9 protein-coding genes are annotated in these 11,709 nt (G+C 61.7%); 3 read left to right on the forward strand and 6 right to left on the reverse strand.

Annotated elements, in window-relative coordinates; all coding sequences use genetic code 11:
* Positions 1–19 precede the first annotated feature (19 nt).
* From glnT to KLP42_RS17660, 3 genes are all read left to right on the forward strand, one after another.
* On the forward strand, positions 20–1,327 hold the full coding sequence (gene glnT, locus KLP42_RS17650) for a type III glutamate--ammonia ligase (protein WP_215568266.1): 1,308 nt from the start codon (positions 20–22) through the stop codon (positions 1,325–1,327).
* Between the two features lie 143 nt (positions 1,328–1,470).
* On the forward strand, positions 1,471–2,130 hold the full coding sequence (locus tag KLP42_RS17655; RefSeq protein ID WP_215568267.1) for a helix-turn-helix domain-containing protein: 660 nt from the start codon (positions 1,471–1,473) through the stop codon (positions 2,128–2,130).
* Between the two features lie 208 nt (positions 2,131–2,338).
* Positions 2,339–2,485 (forward strand): DUF1127 domain-containing protein, encoded by a 147-nt coding sequence (locus KLP42_RS17660; protein WP_215568268.1) that lies wholly within the window; start codon positions 2,339–2,341, stop codon positions 2,483–2,485.
* A 390-nt stretch (positions 2,486–2,875) separates the two neighbouring features.
* On the opposite strand, the gene KLP42_RS17665 is transcribed toward KLP42_RS17660, so the two are convergent.
* From KLP42_RS17665 to KLP42_RS17690, 6 genes are all read right to left on the reverse strand, one after another.
* Positions 2,876–4,903: a putative bifunctional diguanylate cyclase/phosphodiesterase gene (locus KLP42_RS17665; RefSeq protein WP_215568269.1), complete on the reverse strand. Its 2,028-nt coding sequence runs from the start codon at positions 4,901–4,903 to the stop codon at positions 2,876–2,878.
* 217 nt (positions 4,904–5,120) lie between these two features.
* Entirely contained in the window at positions 5,121–6,203 is a 1,083-nt protein-coding gene (locus KLP42_RS17670) for an ABC transporter ATP-binding protein (protein WP_215568270.1), read from the reverse strand.
* A gap of 14 nt (positions 6,204–6,217) precedes the next feature.
* Positions 6,218–8,461 carry a glycoside hydrolase family 2 protein gene (locus tag KLP42_RS17675; protein ID WP_215568271.1) on the reverse strand — a complete coding sequence of 748 codons (2,244 nt, stop codon included), beginning with the start codon at positions 8,459–8,461 and terminating at the stop codon, positions 6,218–6,220.
* A 9-nt stretch (positions 8,462–8,470) separates the two neighbouring features.
* Positions 8,471–9,292, reverse strand: a complete 822-nt coding sequence (locus tag KLP42_RS17680; protein WP_215568272.1) for a carbohydrate ABC transporter permease — start codon at positions 9,290–9,292, stop codon at positions 8,471–8,473.
* Positions 9,289–10,185, reverse strand: a complete 897-nt coding sequence (locus KLP42_RS17685) for a carbohydrate ABC transporter permease (protein WP_215568273.1) — start codon at positions 10,183–10,185, stop codon at positions 9,289–9,291. Before KLP42_RS17685 ends, KLP42_RS17680 begins: the two co-directional genes overlap by 4 nt.
* Before the next feature lie 103 nt (positions 10,186–10,288).
* Positions 10,289–11,557 carry an ABC transporter substrate-binding protein gene (locus tag KLP42_RS17690; protein WP_215568274.1) on the reverse strand — a complete coding sequence of 423 codons (1,269 nt, stop codon included), beginning with the start codon at positions 11,555–11,557 and terminating at the stop codon, positions 10,289–10,291.
* Positions 11,558–11,709 lie beyond the last annotated feature (152 nt).

Here is an 11,709-nt window from a genome sequence, read left to right on the forward strand (position 1 = left end):
ATAAAAACAGGGGAACGACGTGACACAGCATCTTGCAGATTTCGCCGCCGAGCGCGGCATTCGCTATTTCATGATCAGCTATACCGACCTGTTCGGTGCCCAGCGCGCCAAACTGGTGCCGAGCGCGGCCATCGCCGGCATGCAGCGGGACGGCGCGGGTTTTGCGGGCTTCGCCACATGGCTCGACATGACGCCGGCGCATCCGGATCTCTTCGCGATGCCAGACCCGGCCTGCGTCATCCAGCTGCCGTGGAAGCGCGATGTTGCCTGGGTCCCCGCCGATTGCGTGATGGACGACAGGTCTGTGGAACAGGCGCCGCGCGTGGTGCTGAAGCGGCAGGTGGAGAAGGCGGCCCGGCTCGGCCTCAGCGTCAAGACCGGCGTCGAGGCCGAGTTCTTCCTGATCGCCGCAGATGGCGAGCGGATTTCCGACGGCTTCGACCGGGCGGAAAAACCCTGCTATGACCAGCAGGCGCTGATGCGCCGCTATGACGTAATCGCCGAAATATGCGACTACATGCTCGAACTCGGCTGGAAGCCCTATCAGAACGACCACGAGGACGCCAACGGCCAGTTCGAGATGAACTGGGAATTCGACGATGCGCTGACGACGGCCGACAGGCACTCCTTCTTCAAGTTCATGGTGAAATCGGTCGCGGAAAAGCACGGGCTGCGCGCCACCTTCATGCCCAAGCCCTTCGAGGGGCTGACCGGCAATGGCTGCCATTGCCATGTATCGGTCTGGGATGCGCAGGGCCGGGAAAATGCCTTTGCCGATCCCGCCATGCCGTTCGGCCTGTCGGCCAGGGGCAAGACCTTCCTCGGCGGCATCATGCGCCATGCCGCCGCCATGGCCGCCATCACCAATCCCACCGTCAACTCCTACAAGCGCATCAATGCACCGCGCACGCTTTCGGGCGCCACATGGTCGCCCAACACGGTGACCTGGACCGGCAACAACCGCACGCACATGGTGCGCGTGCCAGGCCCCGGCCGCTTCGAACTGCGCCTGCCGGATGGCGCGGTCAATCCCTATCTCCTGCAGGCGGTCATCATCGCGGCCGGTCTCGGCGGCCTGGAGACGGGCGCGGACCCCGGCCCGCACCACGACATCGACATGTATCGTGACGGCCATCTGGTGAAGGATGCGCCGCGCCTGCCGCTCAACCTTCTCGACGCGCTGAGGGCGCTGGAGGCGGATACTGCGCTGCAATCAGCCCTCGGGATGGAGCTCTGCAGCGCCTATCTCACCCTCAAGCACGGGGAATGGAGCCGCTACTGCGCCCATTTCAGCCGCTGGGAGCATGACAACACGCTGGATGTATGAGGTCTGGGCGGACAGGACGGGCGGCGCGCGGCGGGATGAGGGCTTGCGCTCTGCACGTGCAGCGTGCTTAAGCAGGGCTCCTTGCAGGACAACCGGGCCGCTCGGCCTGGCCCGACGGATGCACGCACAAGGGGAGGAACCCGATGGCCAAGCGCACCACCGAGCGCAGCCGCGCCGCGACAGCCGCGCTGGCGCAGGATCCGCATGCCGTGCGCGAGCCGCGCGTCAACACGCTGGAAATGGCCATCGGCCATGAGGTGCGCACCTATCGCAAGACGCTGGGCATTACCGTCTCCGACCTGGCGGCGGCGACCGGCATGTCGGCCGGCATGCTGTCCAAGATCGAGAACGGCAATATCTCGCCGTCGCTGACCACGCTGCAAGCCCTCTCCCGCGCGCTCGGCGTGCCGATGACCGCCTTCTTCCGCGGCTTCGAGGAGCCGAAGAGCGCAAGCTTCGTCAAGGCGGGGGAGGGCGTGCATCTGGAACGGCGCGGCACACGCGCCGGCCACCATTACAGCCTGCTCGGCTATGTGGAGAACAACACCGCCGGCGTGACGGTGGAACCCTACCTCATCACGCTGAATGCCGAGTCCGACATCTTCCCCACCTTCCAGCACACCGGCATGGAATTCCTCTACATGCTGGAGGGCGAGGTGGTGTATCGCCATGGCGACAGCCTCTATCGGATGGAGCCCGGCGACAGCCTGTTCTTCGATGCCGATGCCCCGCATGGGCCTGAGGTTCTGGTGAAGCTTCCCGCGCGCTATCTCTCGATCATTTCCTATCCGCAACAGGGCTGACTCCGTTTCCAGCCGGGCCGGGCGGAGACTTTGCCGCATCGCGGTGCAGATCGGCACAGGAACATCCCAAGGATTGCACTTCACGCATGGGTGACATGAGGCATCGTGTCTGTTTTAGGCACAGGAAACGCTTATATTCGGGACATCAAACGACGCCGGAACCAAACGGGTTGCTGACGTCAAGCGAACCTCAGGAAAGGGGATCATCATGAACGTAGCACGCACCTTGAACAACTGGCGCAAGTATCGTCAGACCGTGACCGAACTCGGCCGCATGTCGAACCGCGAACTCAACGATCTCGGCATTGCCCGCAGCGACATCCACCGGATCGCTCGCGCTTCGGTCGCTCTCTGATTGGCGCGCCCATCTCCCAGAAACTCCGCCGGACGCCCGCACGCCATGTGCGGGCGTTTTGCGTCTGTACCAACCTTCTGCAGGCAGCACTCGTCCCGCTTCGGGACAGCACCGCAAAGGTTTGCGTTTTCCGCATAGCTGCACTGCAGCATTGCGCCTAGGAAAGCAGCGCGATCGGGGGTATCTCTCATTTCAACGAAGCGCGACACTCCTCCTCCCGAAGCGCTTCGGGTCCGGGCAACCCACTCCTCCTCCTCCCATGGGGCGCCCGGGGAACAGCGACACTCCTCCTCCCAGTCGCTGTTCGGTTCTTTTCGGAAAGCCTGCCGCACCTCCTCCCGCGGCAGGCTTTTTCGTTTCGGGATATGCGTCAGGAATGAACAGCGCCCGTCAGGCACTCTGGATGTGCCGGCTTTCCAGAAGCTTCGGGCTCGGCCGGCCAAACAGATAGCCCTGCAGGTACTCGATCCCCATCTCTTCCAGTTGCCGGGCCTGCAGCGGCGTTTCCACCCCTTCGGCAATGATGTGGATGCCCAGCTTGCGGGCGATCAGCGCCGTTCCCTCGATGATCGCCGTGCCGTGCGTATCGAGCGCATGGACGAAGGAGCGATCGATCTTCAGCGCGTGAATGGGCAGTTCGTGCAGGCGCGAGAGCGAGGAATAGCCGGTGCCGAAATCGTCGATGTGAATCTCGACGCCATAGGAGTTCAGCTGATGCAGCACGAAGCTGATGATCGGCTGCTGGCGGGTGTCGAAAATCGTTTCCGTCACCTCCAGAATGAGATCGGCCGGGCGCACCGCGTGCCGGTCGAGGCTCAAGCGCACCGCCTCCAGGAAGCCGGGCGCAATCAGCTGGCGCAGCGAAACATTGACCGCCATCTTCAGCGGATTGGCATGGTAGCCGCTGCGCACCAGCTGGCCGAGTGCGGCATCGAGCACGAAATTGCCGAGCGGCACGATATCGCCGGTATCCTCGGCCATCGGAATGAACTCATCGGGACTGATCGGCCCATACTCGCGGCTGTTCCAGCGCAACAGCGCCTCATAGGCAACCACCGCCCGTGACGGTGCCGCCACCACGGGCTGGAACAGCACGGAAAGTTCGTTCTGGGCAATGGCGGTCTTCAGCGCCTGGCAGATTGCGAGATTCCGCTCCTGCTCGGCGAGCAGCTTCTCCTTGTAGACCTGCGTCAGCCCGCGTCCCTTGCGCTTGGCATCCCCGGCCGCCAGATCGGCATAATGAATGGCATCGCCGATGCTGGTGCGCTCCCCGGCCGTTACCGCCACGCCGGCACTGAAGCCGATCAGCAGCTGGCGGCCTGCCACATGGATCGGCTCTTCCACGGCATAGCGCATCCGGCTTGCCAGCTCGCTGGCCCAGTCCAGCGGATGACCCGGCGGGGCCGTGACGATCGCTACGAATTCGTCGCCGCCCCAGCGGCCAAGTGCGCCATGATCACCCAGCGACACCCGCAATCGCCTCGCCACTTCCACCAGCACCCGGTCGCCGATCGTATGCCCGAGCCCATCATTGATCTGCTTGAAGCGGTCGAGGTCGATGAAGATCGCCACGAGGTCCGGCGCACCCCGCTCCCGTGCCGCCACATCGGCCTCCTCGCACCACCGCATCAGGCCGTTGCGGTTCAGCACGCCGGTAAGCGGATCCTGCTCGGCCAGCGCCTTGAGCTCGGCGGTGCGGTCGCGCACCCGCGTCTCCAGCGTCGCATTCAGCTCTTCCAGCAGGTTGCGCTCGGTCTTGAGGCGCGCCACAAGCTCGTTGTTGCGATACTGCAGTTCGAAACTCTGGCGCAGAACCTGATGGTTGTTGCGGTGGGAAATGAGCATCACCACCGTGAAGATCGCCCCGAGCGCGGCCAGCAGATAATGAGGCTGGTCCGAGAACATCAGCGCTGCGGATCCCTGCAGCAGCATCGCGGCAATATAAATGCGCCCGACCACCAGTTGCGGCGCCAGAATGCCCGTGGCGCCCGCCGCAAGGGCGGAAATGATCACCAGCACGGCGTAGCGGATCTCGGTCATGTTGCTGCTGATCGCAACGCCCGTCATCGCCCCCCACAGGCAGACGGCCATCAGGAGACCGGCGGCATAGCCGGCCAGATAGCTCCTCTGCTGCGAACCGAAGAGAAACGGCTCCTCCCGAAGACGCCGTGTCACCCAGATGGAGTGGGCATAGCGCGACAGCGACAGCACCAGGATCGAGGCGAGCCACACGGCACCGAAGCCGGTTGCCCGCCCGGAGGAGGCCGGAACGACGAGAAACATGCCGATGGCGGCTGCAAGATTGACGCTGATATTGGCGAAGTTGTTGCGAAACGCCAGCCGAAGAAGATGTGCATCCACCCATTCATCAATGGAAGTGGTGATAACGCCGTTCGTGTGGTTGTTCTGCGTCGTCAAACCTTGCGCAGTCCTTCTGAGCCTGTCCCCTCATCCGCGCCAGACGCGGTTTTACCTTATACCACAGACGCGCGGTTGGCGTTACAGACAACAGATGCGCCAATACAGTTCTGACCAATCGGCGCCGCTCCCGCAACATGTCTTCAGCGGCATGGCCGTTTATTCCAGAACATTCTAAATTTTGGATGGACAAGGCTCGCCACTCCACAAGGAGATGCTAGCGGATGCGCTGTCCCTCGCCATCGAACAGGAGAAGGTCACGTGCATGGAAGCCAAGGCGAACCTGCTCCCGCCCGACCCATGCCTCATTACCGCCGGCCTTGGCGGTAACGATGTCGCCGGCCGCAGTGGCGCGGCCGTGCACCAGCGTCTCGCCGCCCAGATATTCGACCATCTCGACGGCAAGTGTCATGACGCTGTCGCCATCGGCGCGAAAGGCCTCCGGACGAAGGCCGACGACAAGCCGCCTGCCGACCGCAAGGGCAGTCCGCAGTTCAGGCAGGGGAAGCGGTGCATCGACGCCTTCCAGGCCCAGCATCATGCTGTCGCCACCGCCGGCAACGATTTCGCCGGGCAGAAAATTCATCCGTGGCGAACCGATGAAGCCGGCAACGAACTGGTTGTCCGGGTCGGCGTAAAGCGCGCGCGGGGTTCCCGCCTGCTCCACGATGCCCGCCCGCATCACCACGATCTTGTCGGCCAGCGTCATGGCCTCCACCTGATCGTGGGTGACATAGATCATCGTGGTGCCAAGCTTCTTGTGCAGCTTGGCGATCTCGAAACGCATATGCACGCGCAGTTCCGCATCCAGATTGGAAAGCGGCTCATCGAACAAAAACACTTTCGGATGCCGCACGATAGCGCGCCCGATCGCGACGCGCTGGCGCTGACCGCCGGAAAGCTGGCCCGGTTTGCGATCCAGCAGCGGCTCCAGTTCCAGAATACGGGCAGCCTCCATGACCTGCCGCTCGATTTCCGCCCTGGCAACACCCGCAAACCGCAAGGCAAAGCCCATGTTCTGCCGCACGGTGAGGTGCGGATAGAGCGCGTAGGACTGAAACACCATGGCGATGCCGCGCCTGGAAGGATCGACGTCGTTCATCCGCGCGCCGCCGATGGTCAGCTCGCCGGCGGAAATATCCTCCAGACCGGCGATCATGCGCAAAAGCGTGGACTTGCCGCAGCCGGACGGGCCGACGAAGACGGTGAATTCCCCCGGCTCTATGGCAAGATCGACCCCCTTGATGACTTCGAGCGACCCGTAGCTCTTGCGAATGCCCCTGAGGGAAAGCGCCTCCATGGTGTCTCCCTTCCTCAGACCGCCGTCACGCGGATCGTCTGCGAGGCAAAGCGCGGCGAAGAAACGGTCACCTCGACAGGGCCGGTCCCGCCGGTCGATTCCAGCCAGAAGCCGGAAGAGCCGCCGGAAAGAACCAGAGTCGCGGGGCCGAGGATCCTTGCCGGGCCGTTCACGTGCACGCTGACCGGCTCATCGAGGAAAGGCAGCAGATTGCCCATCTGGTCGAGCGCCCGCACCACAATGCGAAGCTGATCCTTGGTGGCAGCGGGAAGTGTCTCCTCGTCCGCCGCAACCTCGAGCCGTGTCGGCACCGCGCCGCCCGCAAACGTCACGGATGCCACCGGCTTGCCGTCGATATAGCCGATGATTTCGCCATCCTCCCAGGCCATGCCCCAGCTGCCCAGTTCCTGCGCCGAGAAATGGCGGCGGTCGATGACGACCGGCGGATGCGGCAGATGCGGATAGGTTTCCCGATCCGGCCCGACCCGCTTGCGAAGATGCGGGCCGTAGACGAACTCCACCTCGTCGCAATTGGTCAGCACGATCAAGGGCATGATGCCACCGATATTGCGCTCGCCGCGCGCCCAGAAGGTGACCGGCTTCAGGATCACGCCATCGTCCGGCTCGCACTGGCTGGCATAGGCGAAGGCTGCGAATTTCGGCTCGCGGAACATGTCCATCACGCCATGATGGCAGATGCGGTCGCCGGAGCCGAAATCCTTGTGCGTATTGTAGTCGAAGGCGCACCAGCCGATGGCGCCCGAAATGGAGCGGTCGCCATACATGGCATTCAGCACCTGCAAGTGACGGGTTACATGTTCGGCCTGCCGCTGCTCCTGGTCATGCCGCTTGGTGGGGTACATGTGGCCGTTGAACTCGGTCACCATATAGGGAACCTTGGTCGGCAGGCCGGTGCAGACCTGCTGGTCCCGCAGGGGCGTGCGGGAGTGGTTGGCGCCCGGCATCTCCTCGCTGCCGAGATAGAAGTCGTTCATCGTATAGACGTCTTCCAGGAATTCGCTCTCGGTGATGAAACGAACCCCGCCGGTCTGGCGGGTGGGGTCAGTCTCACGCGCTACACGATTGGTTTCCGCGTAGAAGTCGTGGGAATCCTGCGATTCGTTGATGCGCACCCCCCACAGAATAATCGAGGGATGGTTCCAGTCGCGGGTAATCATGCGCTCCACATTGCGCACGGATTCCGCCTTCCATTCATCGCCGCCAATATGCTGCCATCCCGGAATTTCCTCAAACACAAGAAGACCGATGCGGTCGCAATGATCGAGGAACCAGGGCGATTGCGGATAGTGCGAGGTGCGTACGAGATTGCATTTGAGGTCGTTTTTCAGAATTTCCGCATCCCGCTCCTGCGCGCGCCTACCCATGGCATAGCCGGAATAGGGCCAGGCCTGGTGCCGGTTGAGGCCGCGGATCTTCAGAAGCTTGCCGTTCAGCTTGAAGCCTTCAACGGTGAATTCAGCCGTACGGAAGCCGAACGTGGCGCTCAGTTCATCAGTGCCTGCTTCCGTTTCCAGCCGGATTTCGGCTGTATAAAGCTGCGGATTTTCCGGCTCCCAGAGCGAAAGGCCCGTCAGGCCAGAGAAGGCGAATGTCTGCCGCACCGCGCTGACGGGCTGCGACGTACTGGCAATGACTTTCTCGCCATCCTTCAGCGTCACATGCAGCGTGCCGGACAAGGTCCGTTCGGCAGGATTGCAAAGATCGACGCGCACCGTCACGCCCTTGGCGGCGCTCAACGTATCCTGTGTTTCGATCTTCGCGTGGCGAATGGAAACCGGCGTCGTGATCTTCAGCCAGGCGTCGCGATAGATGCCCGCATAGGTGAGATAATCAATGCGACCGCCGAAGGGCGGGATTTCCGGATTTTCACTGCCATCGATCTTGACCGTCAGCAGGTTGTCGCCCTGTTTCAGCCGCCCGGTCAGGCGCGCCTCGAAGGGCGTATAGCCATCCTTATGGGCAATGACCGGCTCGCCATTCAGAAAAACCTCCGCATCGGCCATGGCGCCATCGAAAACGACGGAGACTTCCCGGCCTTCGAATTCCGGCTGCCAGGTGATGACCTTCTGGTAGGTGAAGGCGCGCTGATAGCATTTTTCGTCGAAATAGTTGAACGGCAGGTCCACTGCATTGTGCGGCAGGCGCACGGCTTCGCCAGCGCGCATGGCGGTCAGGGCATCGTTGCCAAAGCCTTCGCTGAAAATCCAGTTGTCGTTGAAGAGGGTCGTTGTACGCATGGTGTATTCCTATTTCACCGAGCCAAGCATGCCTTGAACGAACTGGCGCTGCATGGCGAAGAAGACAAAGAGGGTGGGCAGCGTGGCGAGGATCGTGCCGATCATCACCGTGCCGTAATCGGGGTAGTAGGCGGAGGAAAGCGAGGCGATGGCGAGCGTGATCGTCTTGGTCTCGTTGGATTGCAGCACGATCAGCGGCCAGAGATAGTTGTTCCAGTTCATCATGAACACGATGACGAAGGCGGCTGCGTAAGTGGAGCGCATCACCGGGACATAGATGAACAGGAAGATCTGCCATTCCTTCAGCCCGTCGATCTTGGCTGCATCGTGCAGTTCGCGCGGGAAAGCCTTCGAGGCCTGCCGGAAATAGAAGATGATGAAGGCAGACGCGATGGTCGGCAGGATGATGGCAATATGCGTGTTGATAAGGCCGGAGCTTGCCATCAGCATGAACAGCGGGATCATGATCGCCGCAAACGGCACCATCAGCGTCAGCAGCACCACCGTGTAGATGCGCTCGCGCAGCTTCGAGCGGAACATCTCGAAACCGTAACCGGCCAGTGACGAAACAAGCATGGTCAGCGCCGTACCGAAGATGGCGATCTTGGTGGAATTCCAGAGGATCAGCGGCACATCGACGGCGGTGAAGAAGCCGTTCACGTTATCCCAAAGGGCGGAACCGAGTGATACTTTGCCCTTGTTGATGTCGGCTGTGGTGTTGGTTGCGCCAATCACCATCCAGAAGAAGGGGAAGACGGAGAGAAAGGCGGCGAAGGAAAGCAGAAGGTAACGCAGTGCGCTGGCGGTTCTGCGGGCAAGAAGCGGGCTCATTTGCGTTCCCTCACGGCATAGAACTGGAGGAAGGAGAGAAGCGCCACCAGCACCACGATGACGTAGGACACCGTGGCCGCATAGCCGAAATTCGGCATGAAGCGGAAAGTGAGGTTGTAGATATAGAGCGAAAGCGTCAGCGTTTCGTTGGAAGGGCCGCCCGTTCCTTCGGTCAGGCTGTAGACTTCATCGAACAGCTGAAGCGTGCCTATGGTGGAAGTGATGGTGGTAAACAGGATCACCGACTTCAGCATAGGGATGGTGAGAAACAGGAAACGGCCCCAGGAGGGCACGCCATCGATGCGCGCTGCCTCATCCACCGAGCGGTCGAGGTTCTGAAGTGCTGCCAGATAAAAGATCATGTTATACCCCGTCCAGCGCCAGGTGATCGCGATGATCACCAGAACCTTCGCCCAGAACGGATCGGTCAGCCAGCTGATCGGCTGTTCCATAAGGCCGAGCGCCATGAAGGTGCGGTTCACCACGCCATCCACTGCAAACATGCTCTTGAACAGGATCGAATAGGCGACCAGCGAGGAGACGCAGGGCAGGAAGATCGCGGTGCGAAACAGGCCGGAAAAGCGCAGGCGCGGATTGTTGAGCGCATTGGCGATCAACAGCGCCAGCACGATCATGATCGGCACCTGGATGATGAAGAAGACGATGGTGTTGGAAAGCGCCTTCCAGAAGATCGGATCGTTGTAGAGGCGCACGAGGTTGCCGAAACCGGCAAAGCGCATCATCATGCCGCGCCCGGAATAGGCGGACAGCATCAGCGAGTTGAGGATCGGATAGATCATGAAGAGCCCGATCAGCGCCAGCGCAGGCGCGACGAACAGCCAGCCGTTCACATTGTAATAGCGCTTCAGACCGCCGGATTTTGCCATTGCCATCGCAGTTCCTGGTGGGGCGTCAGCCTTGGGACAAAGGCTTCCGGGCAGGCGGCACGTGCACCGCCATGCCCGGGGAGGAGCCGATGCGAAGCCGCAGCGGATCTCACTGAATTTGCAGCTTGGCCTGCTCGTCGATGGCCTTGATCACGTCATCCACCGCTTTGCCGCCGGTCAGATCCGCCATGTTGGCAGTCACCGCATTGTCCAGTTCGTTGGTGAAGATGCCGTAGTTGACCGCCGGCACCTTGCCCAGCCAGTCGGAAAACTGCTGCCAGACCTTTTCACCGCCGAAGAAGGGATCCGCCTTCTGATAGGCATCGCCGGTGCGGGCCGCCATCAGCGAGCCGACAGCGCCGCGCTCGGTCAGGATCTTCTGGTAGAAGTCCAGATCCTTGGCATAGATCGCATTGAGGAAATCGATCGCCGCATCCTTCTGCTTGGACTTCGCCAGCACGTACCAGCTGGAGCCGCCGAGATTGGAGGCGCTGACAGCCCCCGGGATGTCCAGTTTCGGAATGGGCGCCACGCCCCATTTGCCCGACTGATCGGTCTGGGCCTTGATCGTTCCCGTGATCCACACGCCGGTGACGACGGAGGCCACATCGCCGGAGGTGAAGGCCTTCACGTAATCGTTCCAGCCGGTCGCGGGCTTGACGATCCCGGCCTTCACCATCTTGGCCTGCGCCTCCAGCGCACCCTTCAGCGCCGCATTGCCTTCCACGGCCAGTTCGCCGTCCTTGTCGAAATACCAGGCATTGCCGGACTGCATGATGATGCGGGTCATGCCGCCATTGTTCAGGTCCTGCGTCGTCATCTTCTTGCCGGTCTTGGCCTCCACGGCCTTGCCGATCTCGATGTAGCGGTCCCAGGTAATGTTCTGCAGGTCCTGCGGCTTGAAGCCGGCCTGTTCCAGATAGTCGCGGCGATAGAACAGGCCCGTCACACCGGAATCGAAGGGCATGCCATAGACCTTGCCGTCGACGGTCATCACCTCGACCTTATAGGGCGCGAAGCCGGAATAATCGACCTTGTCGCTCATCGGCGCAAAGGCGCCGGGGAAGGACTGCAGATATTTCTGTGCGCCGTAATCCTCGATCAGCACGATATCGGGAAGCGCGCTGGCGGTGCCGGAAGCAAGCGCGGTCTGCAGCTTCTGCTCCACATCGGCCTTGGCGAAATCCACGATATTGAATGTCACATCCGGATGCGTCTTCGTATAGCGCTCGCCCGCCTCGCGCATGATGGCGACATTGAAATTCGGATCCCAGCACCAGATGGTGATCTCCGCAGCAAAGGCGGGTGCCGCCGCCATCAGACCCACACCCGCAAGGGCTGCGCGCAGGCCATGGCTGCGCCAAGTCACGTAATCCATGTTTCCCTCCCAGAAAACCGACAGTGACGGAACTCCTCCCCGTCAGCCGCGAGCTAAGCGGAAAAACTGAGCAGACGCAAGAAAACTTTTACTAAATATTTTTTGCAGTCGCGAAGGCCGCTGCGGCAGCGCAGCCAGAGCCTTTGTCGCCC

This window comes from Rhizobium sp. CSW-27 (assembly GCF_018760785.1).
Taxonomy (GTDB): Bacteria; Pseudomonadota; Alphaproteobacteria; order Rhizobiales; family Rhizobiaceae; genus Neorhizobium.

Bases quoted from the DNA above. Each gene is read 5' to 3' on its own strand.
- KLP42_RS17655 (WP_215568267.1), top strand. From the start codon at position 1,471: ATGGCCAAGCGCACCACCGAGCGCAGCCGCGCCGCGACAGCCGCGCTG.
- KLP42_RS17660 (WP_215568268.1), top strand. From the start codon at position 2,339: ATGAACGTAGCACGCACCTTGAACAACTGGCGCAAGTATCGTCAGACC.
- KLP42_RS17670 (WP_215568270.1), bottom strand. From the start codon at position 6,203: ATGGAGGCGCTTTCCCTCAGGGGCATTCGCAAGAGCTACGGGTCGCTC.
- KLP42_RS17675 (WP_215568271.1), bottom strand. From the start codon at position 8,461: ATGCGTACAACGACCCTCTTCAACGACAACTGGATTTTCAGCGAAGGC.
- KLP42_RS17680 (WP_215568272.1), bottom strand. From the start codon at position 9,292: ATGAGCCCGCTTCTTGCCCGCAGAACCGCCAGCGCACTGCGTTACCTT.
- KLP42_RS17685 (WP_215568273.1), bottom strand. From the start codon at position 10,185: ATGGCAATGGCAAAATCCGGCGGTCTGAAGCGCTATTACAATGTGAAC.
- KLP42_RS17690 (WP_215568274.1), bottom strand. From the start codon at position 11,557: ATGGATTACGTGACTTGGCGCAGCCATGGCCTGCGCGCAGCCCTTGCG.